The 14,916-nt window shown below is 72.2% G+C and carries 17 protein-coding genes, 2 tRNA genes and 1 other RNA gene; 9 read left to right on the top strand and 11 right to left on the bottom strand.

Annotation, left to right across the window (positions count from 1 at the left end; translation table 11 throughout):
• The first annotated feature begins 84 nt into the window (after positions 1–84).
• Positions 85–384, top strand: coding sequence for a DUF1540 domain-containing protein (locus HGK68_RS14985; RefSeq protein WP_169166681.1), 300 nt, complete (start codon positions 85–87; stop codon positions 382–384).
• Between the two features lie 83 nt (positions 385–467).
• Here HGK68_RS14985 and HGK68_RS14980 read toward each other — a convergent pair whose 3' ends face one another.
• The 3 genes from HGK68_RS14980 to upp form a co-directional block, all read right to left on the bottom strand.
• The gene (locus HGK68_RS14980; protein ID WP_169166680.1) at positions 468–1,136 is read right to left on the bottom strand and encodes an SDR family oxidoreductase; all 669 of its coding nucleotides are present in this window, start codon (positions 1,134–1,136) and stop codon (positions 468–470) included.
• A gap of 46 nt (positions 1,137–1,182) precedes the next feature.
• Entirely contained in the window at positions 1,183–1,494 is a 312-nt protein-coding gene (locus HGK68_RS14975; RefSeq protein ID WP_169166679.1) for a hypothetical protein, read from the bottom strand.
• 286 nt (positions 1,495–1,780) lie between these two features.
• Positions 1,781–2,416 (bottom strand): uracil phosphoribosyltransferase, encoded by a 636-nt coding sequence (gene upp, locus HGK68_RS14970; RefSeq protein WP_169166678.1) that lies wholly within the window; start codon positions 2,414–2,416, stop codon positions 1,781–1,783.
• 227 nt (positions 2,417–2,643) lie between these two features.
• On the opposite strand from upp, the gene HGK68_RS14965 reads away from it, so the two are divergent.
• The gene (locus HGK68_RS14965) at positions 2,644–3,075 is read left to right on the top strand and encodes a nucleoside deaminase (protein WP_169167160.1); all 432 of its coding nucleotides are present in this window, start codon (positions 2,644–2,646) and stop codon (positions 3,073–3,075) included.
• A gap of 13 nt (positions 3,076–3,088) precedes the next feature.
• On the opposite strand, the gene HGK68_RS14960 is transcribed toward HGK68_RS14965, so the two are convergent.
• Positions 3,089–3,970, bottom strand: coding sequence for a Sir2 family NAD-dependent protein deacetylase (locus tag HGK68_RS14960; RefSeq protein ID WP_246260422.1), 882 nt, complete (start codon positions 3,968–3,970; stop codon positions 3,089–3,091).
• Positions 3,971–4,073: 103 nt separating this feature from the next.
• On the opposite strand from HGK68_RS14960, the gene HGK68_RS14955 reads away from it, so the two are divergent.
• The 3 genes from HGK68_RS14955 to HGK68_RS14945 all read left to right on the top strand — a co-directional run bounded on the left by HGK68_RS14955 (position 4,074) and on the right by HGK68_RS14945 (position 7,508).
• Positions 4,074–4,163 (top strand) — tRNA-Ser (locus tag HGK68_RS14955).
• Between the two features lie 186 nt (positions 4,164–4,349).
• On the top strand, positions 4,350–6,476 hold the full coding sequence (locus HGK68_RS14950; RefSeq protein WP_169166677.1) for a hypothetical protein: 2,127 nt from the start codon (positions 4,350–4,352) through the stop codon (positions 6,474–6,476).
• Positions 6,477–6,581: 105 nt separating this feature from the next.
• Positions 6,582–7,508 (top strand): Fpg/Nei family DNA glycosylase, encoded by a 927-nt coding sequence (locus HGK68_RS14945; RefSeq protein ID WP_169166676.1) that lies wholly within the window; start codon positions 6,582–6,584, stop codon positions 7,506–7,508.
• Positions 7,509–7,596: 88 nt separating this feature from the next.
• On the opposite strand, the gene HGK68_RS14940 is transcribed toward HGK68_RS14945, so the two are convergent.
• The 3 genes from HGK68_RS14940 to HGK68_RS14930 are packed head-to-tail and all read right to left on the bottom strand — an operon-like array spanning position 7,597 to position 8,952.
• Positions 7,597–8,046, bottom strand: coding sequence for a GNAT family N-acetyltransferase (locus HGK68_RS14940; RefSeq protein ID WP_169166675.1), 450 nt, complete (start codon positions 8,044–8,046; stop codon positions 7,597–7,599).
• 35 nt (positions 8,047–8,081) lie between these two features.
• Positions 8,082–8,741: a DUF1684 domain-containing protein gene (locus HGK68_RS14935; RefSeq protein ID WP_169166674.1), complete on the bottom strand. Its 660-nt coding sequence runs from the start codon at positions 8,739–8,741 to the stop codon at positions 8,082–8,084.
• 31 nt (positions 8,742–8,772) lie between these two features.
• A complete protein-coding gene (locus HGK68_RS14930) occupies positions 8,773–8,952 on the bottom strand; it encodes a hypothetical protein (protein ID WP_169166673.1) in 180 nt (59 codons plus the stop codon).
• A 40-nt stretch (positions 8,953–8,992) separates the two neighbouring features.
• Here HGK68_RS14930 and HGK68_RS14925 point away from each other — a divergent pair, with 40 nt between their 5' ends.
• Positions 8,993–9,937: an LLM class F420-dependent oxidoreductase gene (locus tag HGK68_RS14925; protein WP_169166672.1), complete on the top strand. Its 945-nt coding sequence runs from the start codon at positions 8,993–8,995 to the stop codon at positions 9,935–9,937.
• A gap of 48 nt (positions 9,938–9,985) precedes the next feature.
• Positions 9,986–10,639 (top strand): magnetosome magnetite crystal formation protein family, encoded by a 654-nt coding sequence (locus tag HGK68_RS14920; protein ID WP_169166671.1) that lies wholly within the window; start codon positions 9,986–9,988, stop codon positions 10,637–10,639.
• Here the strand turns inward: HGK68_RS14920 and HGK68_RS14915 are convergent.
• Positions 10,614–11,840 (bottom strand): glycosyltransferase 87 family protein, encoded by a 1,227-nt coding sequence (locus HGK68_RS14915; RefSeq protein ID WP_169166670.1) that lies wholly within the window; start codon positions 11,838–11,840, stop codon positions 10,614–10,616. The two genes, HGK68_RS14920 and HGK68_RS14915, sit on opposite strands and share 26 nt — an antisense overlap.
• Positions 11,841–12,029: 189 nt before the next feature.
• Between HGK68_RS14915 and HGK68_RS14910 the strand changes: the two genes are divergently transcribed.
• Positions 12,030–13,340, top strand: a complete 1,311-nt coding sequence (locus tag HGK68_RS14910) for a uracil-xanthine permease family protein (RefSeq protein WP_246260420.1) — start codon at positions 12,030–12,032, stop codon at positions 13,338–13,340.
• Positions 13,341–13,367: 27 nt separating this feature from the next.
• Here the strand turns inward: HGK68_RS14910 and HGK68_RS14905 are convergent, their stop codons facing one another.
• The 3 genes from HGK68_RS14905 to HGK68_RS14895 form a co-directional block, all read right to left on the bottom strand.
• Entirely contained in the window at positions 13,368–14,066 is a 699-nt protein-coding gene (locus HGK68_RS14905; RefSeq protein ID WP_169166669.1) for a LytR C-terminal domain-containing protein, read from the bottom strand.
• Positions 14,066–14,365 carry a type II toxin-antitoxin system VapB family antitoxin gene (locus HGK68_RS14900; RefSeq protein WP_169166668.1) on the bottom strand — a complete coding sequence of 100 codons (300 nt, stop codon included), beginning with the start codon at positions 14,363–14,365 and terminating at the stop codon, positions 14,066–14,068. The genes HGK68_RS14905 and HGK68_RS14900 overlap by 1 nt, the downstream gene beginning before the upstream one ends.
• A gap of 157 nt (positions 14,366–14,522) precedes the next feature.
• Positions 14,523–14,610, bottom strand: a tRNA-Ser gene (locus HGK68_RS14895).
• A 148-nt stretch (positions 14,611–14,758) separates the two neighbouring features.
• Here HGK68_RS14895 and ffs point away from each other — a divergent pair.
• Positions 14,759–14,855, top strand: an RNA gene (ffs, locus tag HGK68_RS14890) — signal recognition particle sRNA small type.
• Positions 14,856–14,916 lie beyond the last annotated feature (61 nt).

The following is a 14,916-nucleotide window of genomic DNA, read 5'->3' as shown; positions in this document are numbered from 1 at the left end:
CCTTCCTTGCTATACACCCCACCGTGCGCGGGCCTACCGTCGATCGGGTCAGCCGTCACGCCCCCACGTCCCACGGGAGAAACCATGAGCACGCTCGCCGATCTTCCCGCCATCACCGAGTGTTCGGTGGCCGGCTGTTCCTACAACCACGACCACGCCTGCGGTGCCGCGGCGATCACGGTCGGCGCCGCCGGCTCGGACGCCCAGTGCGCGACGTTCATCCCGCTGAACATCAAGGGCGGACTGGACCGGGTGGTCTCGCACGTCGGTGCCTGCCAGCGCGTCGACTGCACCCACAACGCCTCGCTGGAGTGTGGCGCGGAGTCGATCCGGATCGGTGCCGGCCACGACACCGCCGACTGCCTGACCTACGCGAAGGCCTGAGCCCCCCAGCTCAGTCGAACGGCCACCACCCCTCGCCGGGTGGTGGCCGTTCGTGTCCGCGGCGGAGGGCGCCGCGGCCGGGATCAGTCCTCGGTCTCCAGCAGCGCGGCGACCGCGGCCGGGATCGGGGTCGGGCCCTCGGACAGCTCGACCGTGAGCCCAGCGGTGCGCGGCTCGTCGGCGAGCGCGACCAGCACCGCCGCCACGTCGTCGCGGGTCACCTCGCCCCGCGGGATGTCCGCACCCAGCCGCACGTGCCCGGTGCCGGTGTCGTCGGTGAGGCTGCCGGGCCGCAGGATGGTCCAGGCCAACCCGGCGTGCGAGCGCAGTTCCTCCTCGGCGGCGGTCTTCGCGCGGAGGTACGCCACAAACGTCTCGTCGGTGCCCTCCGGCGGCTCCGACCCCGCACCCACCGAGGAGATCAGCAGGTAGCGCTCCACCCCTGCCTGCTCGGCCGCCTCGGCCAGCAACCCAGCCGCCGCACGGTCCACCGAGTCCTTGCGCGCGTTGCCGCTGCCCGGCCCGGCGCCCGCGGCGAAGACCACCACGTCGACGTCCGACAGATGACCGGCGAGGGTGGCCGCGTCGGTGTCCTCCAGGTCGATCACCACGGCGGCGGCACCATCGGCCTCCACGTCGGCGACATGATCGGGATTGCGGACCAGGGCGACGGGCGAGTCCCCCCGGTCGGCGAGCAGGCGGCTGAGGCGCCGCGCGATCTGTCCGTGTCCTCCAGCAATGGCGATGCGCATCCCGCCACGGTAGGTCGGCCCGGCCCGCGCCGCCCGTCGGCGGTGACTAGGCGCTCTCCGGCTCCTGCGGCAGCGGCGCGAGGTGGGCCAACCGGTCCCGCAGGTCGTCGGTGGGGGCGTCCGGCACCAGGGACAGCGCGGTGTACGACTCGGCGGTGGGCAGCAGATCGCGCGCCAGGTCGCGTAGCGCCTCGGCGACCTCGGCCAGCTCGGCGGCCCGGCCCGCACCGTCCGCGCCGTTCAGGCCGACGTAGAGCACGAACCCGGCGCGGGCACTGGGGTGATCGGCAGGCGGGTGCTGCGGCGCGCGCTCCCACTGCTCGGGCTGGCGGGCGGTGGGGAGGTGACGACGTGCCATGGGTGGCTCCGGGTGCTGGGGCGGCCGCTGCCTCGAGGGGGCGGCCTGCGCGGTGGTCGGAAAGGGCGTGAGGCGGGGGATGAGCGGGAAGCTCAGCGCCAACAACGCGCGGATCGCCGTGCTGCACGGCGTACCGACCCCGGATACCCGCGCATGACGAAGGACGCCGGATGGGCGTCGGTCATGCGGAGCGGGGTGGTGACCACGGGTCGATGCTCTCAGGCGATCGGCCGGACACCAAGGGGAAACCGCCGGTCGTCTCGGCGGATGAGATGTGGCGGGTCGGTCAGACCACGCCGTACAGCCGGTCGCCCGCGTCGCCGAGACCCGGGACGATGTACGCCTTCTCGTTCAGATGGTCGTCCACCGCGGCGACCACGATCTTGACGTCCACCCGGTCGCCGACTGCCTCCTCGACCACCTTGAGGCCCTCGGGGGCCGCCAGCAGGCAGACAGCGGTGACGTCCCGTGCGCCGCGCTGGAACAGGTAGTCGATCGCCGCGACCAGGGTGCCGCCGGTGGCGAGCATCGGGTCGATCAGGAAGCACTGCCGACCGGTGAGGTCGTCGGGCAGGCGGTTGGCGTAGGTGACGACGTCGAGCGTCTCCTCGTCGCGCTGCATCCCCAGGAAGCCGACCTCGGCGGTGGGCATCAGCCGGGTCATGCCGTCGAGCATGCCGAGCCCGGCGCGCAGGATCGGCACCACCAGCGGCAACGGCTCGGCGATCTTCACGCCGGTGAAGGGGGCGACCGGGGTCTGGATGTCGACCGGGGCGGTCCGCACCTCCCGGGTCGCCTCGTAGGCGAGCAGGGTCACCAGCTCGTCGACCAGCTTCCGGAACGTGGGGGACGAGGTGTCCTTGTTCCGCAGGACCGTCAGCTTGTGAGCGACGAGGGGGTGGTCGGCGACGTGCAGGCGCATGACCCCAACCTACCGTGCCGCGGCCGGGACCTGTCCGCTTCGGGCGGCTGATCCTGATCGGGCCGATGGTCCCAGGCGGTGTCGCTACTGATCAGTAACCTGGGGGCAGGCGATGACGGTTCCGAACGCCCCCCTGCCGGTGCCGTCATCGCCCTTCCACGTCCGGCGTGCGCGACGATGGAGCAGTGCAGCTCCCCGCGTTCGCCCAGCCCGATGACCTCACCGCGATGGGCCTGGCCCTGACCGAGGCCACCGCCTGCCTCGCCACCGGTGACGTGCCGGTCGGCGCCATTGTGCTCGGGCCGGACGGTGCCGTGGTGGGCGCCGGTCGCAACCGTCGGGAGGCGGATGCCGACCCCACCGCGCACGCCGAGGTGCTGGCCCTGCGAGCGGCCGCGACTGCCCTCGGCCGTTGGCGACTGGACGACTGCACCCTGGTCGTCACCCTGGAACCGTGCCTGATGTGCGCCGGGGCGACCGTGCTGGCGCGGGTGCGACGGCTGGTGATCGGTGCCTGGGACCCGAAGGCCGGGGCGTGCGGCTCCCAGTGGGACATGGTGCGCGACTCCCGGACGAACCACCGGGTCGAGGTGGTCGCCGGGGTGCGCGAGGACGAGTGCGCCGCCGTGCTGCGGGAGTTCTTCGCGGCGCAGCGCTAGGGCTCGTGGGCGCTCAGAGCCGTTCGGCCAGCAGCGCCAGGCTCTCCGACGCCCCGGCATCCCAGGTCAGGGTCGCCAGCGGGTCACCCCGGGTCGCCCCGCGGTTCAGGATCACGATCGGCTTCTCCGCCGCAGCCGCCCGGCGCACGAACCGCAGCCCCGACTGCACCGTCAGCGACGACCCGGCGACCAGCAGCGCCTCCGCCTCGTCGACCAGCGCGTAGGCGTCGGCGACCCGCGGCGCGGGCACCGTCTCCCCGAAGTACACGATCTCCGGCTTCAGCATCCCGCCGCACGGCCCGGGGCCACCCTCCGGGTCCGGCTGCCAGCAGTCGGCGACCACGAAGTGCTGGGTGCGCTCGATCACCGCATCCGCGTCCGGGGCGATCTCCACGTCCTCCACCGCGCCGATCGACTCGATGAAACCCGGGTTCAACGCCTCCAGGCGCTCGGCCATCTGCTCCCGGGACACCACCCGGTGGCAGCGCAGGCAGATCACCCGGTCGTAGCGTCCGTGCAGGTCGATCACCCGGCGCGAGCCAGCCTCCTCGTGCAGCAGGTCGACGTTCTGGGTGATCACGCCCAGGACGGTGCCGTGCGCCTCCATCGCCGCCAGTGCCCGGTGCCCGGCGTTCGGCTCGGTGTGGTGCATGTACCGCCAGCCGACGTGGTTGCGCGCCCAGTAGTGCCGCCGGAACGCCTCGTCGCCGACGAACTGCTGGTAGGTCATCGGCGTGCGCGGGGGCGAGTCGGGGCCCCGGTAGTCCGGGATGCCGGAGTCGGTGGAGACCCCCGCGCCGGTCAGCGCCGCCAGCCGCTTGCCGCGCAGCAGCTCCACCACCTGATCCTGATCGGCGGGGTGCGGGCGCGGGGTGGTGGGGGCGGTCCAGATCACGCCTCACGGTACGTCCGCGACCGGCCGTCGACGGGGTGCGTTTGCTCACGGCGGAGCGGGTGGTTCGGAGGTGGGGCGATCGTCGGCTAGAGTGTTCGACCGAGGTAGCGTGTCCGAGCGGCCTAAGGAGCACGCCTCGAAAGCGTGTGTGGGTGAAAGTCCACCGTGGGTTCAAATCCCACCGCTACCGCCAGAACGACGACGACGCCCCCATCGGTTCCCGGTGGGGGCGTCGTCGTGTCGGCGTGGGTCATAGCACCCCTGTTATCGCCCCGCATCCCGAAACCCCTGGGGTTCACCCGCTCCCGACCGATGAGCGGGGTGTTCTGACCGACACGCGGGGGTGACCCCGCCCATGGGGGGTACATCCATGCGTGACATGAAGCGGGGACGCACCAGGCGTCCGATCGCGCTGACAGCGGCCGCGGTGATCGCGGCCATGCTGGTCCCGGCGGGTGCGGCGATGGCCGACACCGACGTCGCCACCAGCACCGACACGACCAGCTCCACGCAGGTCGTCGACCAGCCGGCCGACCCGAACACCGGCGACCAGTCGCCGGCGGAGCAGCAGCCCGAGCAGCAGCAGCCGGTGGAGCAGACGCCGGTCGAGCAGCAGCCGGTGGAGCAGACTCCGGTCGAGCAGGGCGACGCGGGTGGGACCACCACCCCGCCGCAGGACACGGACACGAACGACAGCACCGACTCCGACACCGTCATCATCCCGGACGACGACGAGCAGCCCAGCCAGCCGGTGGAGATCGTGCCCGACGAGGGGTCCGGCGGTTCCGAGTCCGAGGACCCCGAGCAGACCTTCGACATCTCCTTCGAGCCGACCGGTCTGATCGTGGACGAGGACGGGATGACCACCGCGACGGTCGGCACCACGATCTACCTGCTGCCGTCGGGCAACCCGCCGACCAACGTCCAGTACAGCTTCGACTGGTGGGTCGGTGACGTGCTGGTCGCCCACGGCTGGGAGTACCTGCCGAAGACCGCCGACATCGGCAAGTCGATCGAGCTGGCGTGGACCGTCACCGCCGACGGGTACACCCCGCACAACGGTGGACAGTCGATCGCGAACACCACCCAGGGCAACGGCGAGGTGATCCTGCCGGAGATGCCGACCGGACAGGTCGCCATCGACGGGCAGGTCGAGGACCAGGTCACGCTCGGCACCACGGTCACCGCACGCCCGTCCGGTTGGCCCACCGGCACCCAGTTCAGCTACCGCTGGCTGGTGAACGGGGAGCAGAAGGGGACCAAGCAGTCGTACACCCCGACCGTCGCGGACCTGGGTGGTTACATCCAGGTCGAGGTGACCGGCACGCACGCCGACTACCAGCCGGGGATCCGGTACGGGTGGGGCGGCACCGTGGTCACCACGCCGACCGTGTCCGTCACCAACACGACGATCGTCATCGGTGACACGGCTGTCGTGCCGGTCACCGTGTCGGGTCCGCAGGGCGGCCCGGTGCCGACCGGTGACGTCAAGGTCACGCTGACCCCGAAGGCCGGTGGCCCCTCGCTCGACCTGTCGACCGTCGCCCTGGACGGTGGCGTCGCCAAGGTGAGCGCGACCAACGTGCCGGTGGGCGTCTACCGGGTGAAGGCCAGTTACATCGCCGACCCGATCCAGTACTCGCGGGTCAGCATCGCCGCCCACAAGAACAGCGCCTACGTGTCGGCCTCCGGCACCGGGACGCTCACCGTGCTGGGCGTGAAGCCGATGGTCACCGCTCCGAACGCCGTCAACGGCCTGGTCGCGAGCACCACCTCCTTCTCGGCCACCGTCGCCGGACGCTTCCTGCCGCACTCCTGGACCGTGCGTGAGGGCGGCAGCGTCCTCGCCCAGGGCCAGGTCGGCCACGACGGCGGATTCGTCGTGACCCTGCCGGTGCTGTCGGTCGGCACGCACACCCTGGTGCTCGAGGTCCCCGCGACCGAGATCACCCAGGCCGCGTCCACCACCGTGACCGTGACCATCGCCGGTGAGCCGGTCCGCGAGGGCTCGACGCCGACCGTGGGCACCGTCCTGGACACGCCGAAGGCGGCCACCGCCCCGGCGCAGCAGATGGAACTGGTGGCCAAGGGCTTCCAGCCCGGTGAGACCGTCGCGTTCTACCTGCACTCCGAGCCGATGTTCCTGGGCACCGCGGTGGCCGACGCCAACGGTGTCGCCCGCCTGATGGCCACGATCCCGGCCGGTGCCCCGGTGGGCACCCACACCGTGATCGCCACCGGTGGCACCACCGGCCGCTGGGCGACCCTCTCGGTGACCCTCGCGGTCCCGGTGGAGACCCCCGTGGCGGTCCCGGTCGTCAACCCGGTCGCTCCGGCTGCTCCGGTCGCCGCCGCCCCCGTGGTCGTCGCGGACGCTCCGGCGGTCGGCGACACGCTGGCGGTCACCGGGTCGCAGACCGGCCCGCTGATGGCGGGGGCCTGGCTCCTGCTGCTCGCCGGTGGGGCGCTGCTGATCGTTGCCCGTCGGGTCCGCGCCACGCGCTGACCTTCGCCACCGAACGGCCCCTTCCCCTCGCTGGGGAGGGGCCGTTCTGCGTCGCCGCCCGGTGAGCGGCAGGCCCGCGTGGGTGGCCCGGCCTAGCCTGGGCCCATGCCCGAGGGTCACACCGTCCACCGCATCGCCCGCCAGTTCGCCCGTGACTTCGTCGGGCACCGACCGGCGGTGACGTCACCGCAGGGCAGGTTCGCGGCGGGGGCGGCATTGATCGACGGCCGGGAGCTGCTGAGCTCGGCGGCGGTCGGCAAGCAGCTGTTCCTCACCTTCGACGGCGGCCTGGTGCTGCGCGTGCATCTCGGGTTGTACGGCGCCTGGGACTTCCTCGGCGCCGTGTCGCCGCTGGACGAGGGGTCGTCGGTGGCGGCGAGCATGGGGGCGCCCCGGGTGCGTCGCCGGATGGGTGAGGGCGAGCTGGCGGCGGAGCTGGCCGCCGACGACTTCCCGCCCGAGCCGGTCGGGCAGGTCCGGGTGCGGTTGGCGACCGAGGCGACGGTGGCGGATCTGCGCGGGCCCACCGCCTGCGAGGTGCTGGACGAGGCGGCCGCGGCGGCGGTGCTGGATCGGCTGGGGCCGGACCCGGCGGTCGAGGCGGATGTGCAGGGTGGTGACAGCGACCCGGGGGCGCGGGTGGTCCGGACGATCACCGCGAAGCGGACCGCGATCGGGCAGCTGCTGATGGACCAGGCGGTGGTCGCCGGGATCGGGAACATCTACCGTGCCGAGCTGCTGTTCCGGGCCCGCCTCGACCCGCACACCCCGGGTCGCGGGGTGCCCGCGGAGACGGTGCGGGCCATCTGGGACGACTGGGCCGTGCTGCTGGAGGACGGGATCCGCACCGGGGTGATGCTGACCCGGGAGGACCTGGACGCCGACGGGCGGGCCGCCGCCCTGGTGGACTCGTCCCTGCGGCACTGGGTGTACGGGCGGGCCGGGGAACCGTGCCGGGTGTGCGGGACCCACGTCGTCGTGGAGGAGATGGCCGGGCGGAAGCTGTACTTCTGCCCGGTGTGCCAGCGCTGAGCGACAGACGCGGTGTCTGCGGGACGCGTTGCCTGTGGGACCTGTCGCCGTGCGGACCGGTGCTGGCCGCCGGTGTCGAGCGGCGACCTCAGGCGGTGGCCGGCACCCGGATCATCGGCACATGCGGGATGCCGTCCTCGTCGTGGGTGGCGCCGTCCCGCACGAAGCCGTACCGGCCGTACCACTGCTCCAGGTGCTCCTGCGCGTGCAGGTCGATGGTGGCGGTCGGGCCGCACAGCTCGATGCCGCGTTCCAGCAGGCCACCGGCGACCCGTCGGCCCCGCGCCGCCTGGGCGGTGGCGACCCGGCCGATCGCCGGTCGGTCCGACCCGTGCCGCAGCACCCGGATGCAGCCGAACACCTCGCCGTCCTCCTCGGTCCACACGTGCAGGGTGTCCGGGAGCATGTCCACCCCGTCGAGTTCGGGGTAGGCGCACTCCTGTTCGACGACGAACACGTCCACCCGCAGCCGGAGGACGGCGTAGAGCTCGGCGGCGGTGATCTGGTCGGAGCGGCGGACGACGGTGCGGAGGGTCACCGCAGCAGCTTAGAGCGACCGCCTCCTGCAGCGGATCACTCCAGCTCGAAGTCGGCGACCAACCGCGGGTCGACCTTCTGCTCGCCGACCGGGAGCGGGACGGAGAGCACGTTGCCGCGACTCGGCAGCGGGCAGGCCCAGGCCGGGTCGTAGGCGCAGGACGGGTTGTACGCGAAGTTGAAGTCGAGGATCAGGCCGCCGTCGACCGCCCGGCCCAGGTCGGCACCCTTGATGGTGTCCAGCAGGTAGCGCCCGCCGCCGTAGGTGGTCTTGTTGCTGGTGGCGTCCTTGACCGGCAGGAAGATCCCGCCGCCGTAGGTGCGCAGTGCCCAGACCGCGAGTGTGCCCAGTTCCCCGACCTCGACCTTGCCGACCCGGTCGAAGGGCACCACCCCGTCGGTGCCGGTGGTGACCTCCATCCGCTGCGGCAGGGTGGACCGCACCCGCAGCTCGAAGCGGTACGCCGGGTCGTAGGGCGCCACGTCCAGGCCCAGGAACACCGCCTTGGCGGCCGGACGCAGCGGCGATGCACGGTGGTCGGCGAACAGCTCGTTGCGCGCCTCGATCCAGTGCGTGTGCGCGGCTGCCGGGTCGTCGACCGCGATGTCCCGCACCCGGGCGTACATCTGGGCGGTACGGCGTCGCCAGTCCGCCACGGCGAGGGCGTCGAGGGCCTGACCGAGCGGAGTCACCATGCGCCCAGCCTGTCACGGTGCGGGGCGGGATTCATCCGTTGCGGTCCAGTCGCCGCAAGGCGCGCAGCTCACGGACCAGCACCGCCGCGCAGATCACCGCTCCGAGCCAGGCCAGCGACCGGCCGCGCAGGGCGGCGCCGAGGCATACCAGGGTCAGCAGCCCGGCGCCGACGACGACGGCGAGGCTCGACCAGCGGATGTGGCTGCGCACCGGGCGACCGTACCCCCGATCCCGTGACAAGCTCGGTGGCATGGACTTGAGGATCTTCACCGAACCGCAGCAGGGTGCGACCTACGACGACCTGCTCACCGTCGCCCGGGCCACCGAGGACCTCGGATTCGACGCGTTCTTCCGCTCGGACCACTACCTGACGATGGGCGGCGACGGGCTGCCCGGCCCGACGGACGCCTGGACCACGCTGGCCGGTCTGGCGCGGGAGACCAGCCGGATCAAGCTCGGCACCCTGGTCACGTCGGCGACCTTCCGACACCCGGGTGTGCTGGCGATCCAGGTGGCGCAGGTCGACCAGATGTCGGGTGGCCGGGTGGAGCTGGGCCTGGGTGCCGGCTGGTACGCCGAGGAGCACAGCGCGTACGGCATTCCGTTCCCGGCCAAGCGCTTCGGGCCGTTGACCGAGCAGCTGGAGGTGATCACCGGACTGTGGGGGACGCCGGTCGGCGAGCGCTTCAGCTACGAGGGCGAGCACTACACGCTGGTGAACAGCCCGGCGCTGCCCAAGCCGGTGCAGACGTCACCGCTCGACCCGAGCAAGGCCGGCGTCCCGGTGATCGTCGGCGGTTTGGGTCCGAAGAAGACGCCCGCGCTCGCGGCCCGGTTCGCCGCGGAGTTCAACCTGTCCTTCCCGGCGCTGGACCAGATCGGGGAGAAGCTGGACGGGGTGCGCGACGCCTGCCGGGAGATCGGGCGCGACCCGGAGTCGATCGTGATGTCCTCGGCGCTGGTGCTGGCAGCCGGGCGGGACGACGCCGAGGTGGACCGTCGGGCCGCCGCGATCGGCCGGGACCCGCTGGAGATCCGCGAGGTGGGGATCGCCGGGACGCCGACCGCCATCGTCGACCGGTTGGGGTCGCTGGCCGAGCTAGGGCTGACCCGGGTGTACCTGCAGGTCCTCGACCTGCACGACCTGGATCACCTGGAGCTGGTGGCCTCCGAGGTCATGCCGCAGCTGCGCTGAGGACGGCAGGACCAGCCGCGAGGACAGACGGGAACAGGAGGCATGGCGATGAGTGAGACGGACGACGACGGACAGCAGCCGCCGATCCCGGGGTATCAGCCGCCGCCCGGGCCGGGGTACCCGCCACCGGGGCCGAGCTACGCCCAGCAGGGACCGGGCTACCCACCGCCGGGGCCCGGCTATGCCCCGCAGCCGGGATCGGGCTACGCCCCGCCGCCGGCCCCGGGGTACGCCCCGCCGTCGGCCCCGGGGTACGCCCCGCCGTCGGCCCCGGGGTACGCCCCGCCGCCCGGCACCGGCTTCGGTTACCCGGTGCCGCCCGCGCCCTCGACCGGCGCGCTGCCCTGGGCGCTGGGGCTGATCGCGCTGTTCCCGATCCCGTTCGTCGGCTCGCTCGCTGCGTCGATCACGATGATCGTGGCGGCCAGGACCCCGCGTCAGCAGGTCCCCTCGGCGCGGGAGAACGCCAACCGTGCGGCGAACTGGGGTCTGACCTACCTGATCGCGACGGTCCTGCTGGTCGGCGGACATTTCAGTGCGCTGTTCGTCGCCGATCGGATCCACGGCTTCCTGCCGTTCGGCTTCATCATCCTGAGCTGGCTCGCGATCAGCGTCGTGCACATCGTGTTCTCGATCGTGGGCTGGGTGCAGGCGAGTCAGGGGCGGCGGGTCGCCGTCACCGGTCTGCCGATCTTCCGGTAGCCATCCGGCGCAGGTCCCGGACCACCACGACCAGGGTCACCACCAGCAGCACGTTCCGGGTGACCAGCAGCAGCGACGGCCCGACGATCCCGGCGGTGATCGCGTCGTAGGCGATCGGGAACACCCACTGGGTGAGCGCGGCGATCACCAGCACCAGGACGGCAACGGTGCGCCAGGCCCGGACGGTCTCCCGCCCGGGCCTGGCCAGACCGACCACCACCGGCCCGGCCAGCCACCCGATGAACTGCGGCGATCCGACCTTGTTGGCGACGATCAGCACCAGGGCGATCAGCAGGGCGCCGCGGGCGAGGAAGGCGGCGTGGTCGAGTCGGTCGCCTGCGCGTACCCGCACCCACAGCAGCAGTCCGGCGGCGGCGGCCAGGGCGAGCGGGAGCAGGACGCCGAGCACCGCAGCCATCGCCGGAGTGCCCGGGCCGACGATCTCCCAGGTGATGATCGCGTCGTTCATCCAGATCCGGACGCCGCCGTCGACCAGGCCGCGGAGCACCCACGCGGTCGCGGACACCGACTCCAGTTGCAGGCCGCGATCACCCTGCTCGCCGAGGAAGCTGAACAGATGGGGCAGGCCGCCCCCGGCGGCGACGATCCCGGCGACGACGACGCAGACCGCCGCGGCCGGCAGCACCAGCTGCCGCCAGGGTCGGCGCACGATCATCACCAGCGGCAGCAGCAGCGCACCGGGCGCGACCTTGATCCAGGCCCCGGCGGTGAGCAGTGCCGAGGCCACCGCCGGTCGGCGCAGTGCCAGTGCCAGCGCCGTCACGACCACGGGGGCGACCACGGCGTCCAACCGACCGACGGCCACCGGTCCGAGGAGCAGGATGAAGCCCAGCCACCACCAGATCCCGAGCATCGCCCGCCGACCGGTGACCCGCAGCAGGGTCCAGGCGGCGACCGCGTTCAGCAGCGTGATCAGCACGGTCCAGGCCACCGCGTAGGTGCGGGTGTCCCAGGTGTCGACCAGCCCGGGCAGCAGCATCGGCAGGATCGCCCCGGCCGGGTAGACCCAGTCGCCGCTGAACACCGGCCAGGTGCCCTGGTGCAGGCCCTGCCACATCCACCAGCGGTACAGGTCGACGTCCCAGAACGCCCGGGTCGGGATGATCACGGTGCCCAGCAGGCCGATCCACAGGTGCACGGCGAGGAAGGCGGCGACCAATGCTCCACGGGACCGGAGCACGGCCATCGGTGTGGCGCGGGGGATGGGACACCTCCCTGGGTGGCGGACGGCGGGGCACACCCTACGCGGACTGAGTACGTCGGGCGGCTAGGCTTGCCTTCCGGGCCTCGCACGGCCTCGACGGCACACCAGTGCCCGTCACCCCGACCAGGGCCCGGCCGAATCCGGGCCGCCTAGGAGGCAGACTCGGTGAGCATCTTCGGCTGGCAAGTGCACGGCGACGGTCGCCGGATCGGATCCGGTGAGGTGGTCGCCCCCGCCGAGCGGATGAGCTGGCCGCGCACCATCGGCATCGGCATGCAGCACGTGGTGGCGATGTTCGGTTCGACCTTCCTGGTGCCGCTGCTGACCGGGTTCTCCCCGGCGACGACCCTGCTGTTCAGCGCGATCGGCACCGCGCTCTTCCTGCTCATCACCGGCAACCGCCTGCCGTCGTACCTCGGGTCGAGCTTCGCCTTCATCGCGCCGATCACCGCGGCGACCGCCAGTTCCGGTCAGGCGGGTGCGGTCGGCGGTGTGCTGGTCACCGGTCTGCTGCTGGCGGTCATCGGCGCCGTGGTCCACTTCGCCGGGGCGCGGTGGATCGACCTGGTGATGCCGCCGATCGTGACCGGCACCATCGTGGCCCTGATCGGCCTGAACCTGGCACCGGCGGCGTGGAACAACTTCCAGCTGTTCCCGATCACCGCGGTGGTCACCCTGGCGTCGATCATCCTGGTGTCGGTGCTGTTCCGCGGCCTGCTCGGGCGGCTGTCGATCCTGGTCGGTGTGCTGATCGGGTACCTGGTCGCGGTGCTGCGCGGCGAGGTCGACTTCGCGGTGGTGCGTGAGGCCGCCTGGTTCGGGCTGCCGGACTTCGTGACGCCGACCTTCGAGCCGAAGCTGCTCGGGCTGTTCCTGCCGGTGGTGTTCGTGCTGGTCGCGGAGAACGTCGGCCACGTGAAGTCGGTCGCCGCGATGACCGGGCAGAACCTCGATCACCTGACCGGGCGCGCGCTGTTCGCTGACGGTCTGGCCACCACGGTGGCGGGTGTCGGCGGTGGCTCCGGTACGACCACGTACGCGGAGAACATCGGCGTGATGGCGGCGACCCGGGTGTACTCCACCGCCGCGTACTGGGTGGCGGCGGCGACCGCGCTGGTGCTGAGCCTGGTGCCGAAGTTCGGTGCGCTGATCAACACCATCCCGCAGGGCGTGCTCGGCGGGGCGACCACGATGCTCTACGGGATGATCGGCATCCTCGGTGCCCGGATCTGGGTGCAGAACAAGGTCGACTTCTCCGACCCGGTGAACCTCACCACCGCGGCGGTCGCGCTGGTGATCGGCATCGCGAACTTCACCTGGGTGCTCGGCGACGCCAGCTTCGAGGGCATCGCGCTCGGCTCGGCGGCCGCGATCGTCATCTACCACGTGATGCGCGGGGTGGCCCGGTGGCGGGGCACCGGTCAGGAGCCGGCATCGCCCGCCTCGGTCCCGGGTGGGACCGAACTGGAGCGGTGAGCCGGTCCGGCCGTCGGGGGCTGTGCGTCAGCCCTCGGCGGCCGGGTCCTGAGCGGGATCGGCTGCCGGGTCGTCGGCGCCCTCCTCGGGGGCCGGGGCGACCGGCTGGGCCACCGGCTTGACCTGATCCATCGGGATGCAGCCTTCCGGATTGGCGAAGGGCTGCGCTGCGGTGAGCACCACGTCGCCGGCGGCGACCAGCGCGTTGTACGCGGTGCCGACCACGACGTCCACGCTCGCGTCCTGCCGGTCGTCCAGCACCAGACGCGGCGAGTCGAACTGCGCGGCCACGGTGTACGCCTGTGCGGCGCCCTGCGAACCGAACTCGATCACCGCGGTGCTGTCGTTGCCGGTGTAGCCCCGGTCGCTGGCATTGCCCTGGACACCGATCACGAAGCCGCGCCCCGACAGCGAGGTCGAGGTCTCGCCGGCCAGGCCCGGACGGTTCGTGCCGTTGAAGACGTTCACCGTGACCTCGGCGTAGGGCACGGGCAGCGCACCCTCCGGCGGGCAGGGCGAGTTCGCCGCGGCCAGACCGGTCGGCGCCGGCGAGGAGATCGCGTGCGACAGGAACGGCAGGCTCAGGTTGCCGGTGTAGACGGCGGCGGCCCCGAACGCGCTGACGGCCATCGCGCCGAGCATGACGCCGAAGATCACCGCCTGGCGTTCGCGGACGTGCCGGCGTCGACGCTGGCGGGCGGGGTCGGGAAGGCGGTCAGTGCTCATCAGTCATCGATCACCAGGACGCGGGCGTGCAGAACAGGACGCTGTTGCAAAGCAGCTCGGACCGCCCGGTGCAGGCCGTCCTCGAGGTAGAGCGTGCCGCGGAACTGCACCACGTGGGCGAACAGGTCGCCGTAGAACGTCGAATCCTCGGACAACAGATTGTCCAGGTTCAGCGTGCGCTTGGTGGTGACGAGCTCGTCCAGGCGGACCTGGCGCGGCGCGACCTCCGCCCACTGCTTGGGCGTGACGAGACCATGGTCGGGGTACGGACGCCCCTCGCCCACAGCCTTGAAGATCACAGCGGCGAGTGTAGGTGAGGCCGGGTGCCGCGCGTGGACCCGGCTCGCGGGGTGAAGGTGGCGGAACGGTAACGACTGTGCGTGCAGGCGGTCCGCCGACGGGGCGGGGCCGACACATGCGAAAGGCCCCCACGCTGGTGGGGGCCTTTCATCACGCTGGCGGAGGATGGGGGATTCGAACCCCCGAGGGCTTTCACCCAACACGCTTTCCAAGCGTGCGCCATAGGCCACTAGGCGAATCCTCCTGGCAGTACGCGGGAACCAGCTTACAGGACGCGGGGCGGTGGTCGGGACGGCCTGCCGCACGTCCCCGCGACGCCCCGGTCGTCGAGGACCCCTTGGGTGCACCCGGCCCCGGGTCCGGGGCCACCCCGGATCTGCGTTACCCTGGAACCAGACCCCTCGTGCGGCGTCATCTCGCTGAACCCCCCCAGGGCCGGAAGGCAGCAAGGGCAGGTGAGCTCTGGCGGGTGTGCGGGGGGTCCTGTCATGCCCGGGGTGCACAGGGCCGGCGTGGGTCCGCCCCCGGTCGCACGCCAGGACCCGACTGC

Origin of the sequence: Cellulomonas taurus, from assembly GCF_012931845.1 — a bacterium.
In the GTDB taxonomy this organism is placed as follows: Bacteria; Actinomycetota; Actinomycetes; order Actinomycetales; family Cellulomonadaceae; genus Cellulomonas; species Cellulomonas taurus.
This window is presented reverse-complemented; position numbering and strand designations above follow the sequence as displayed.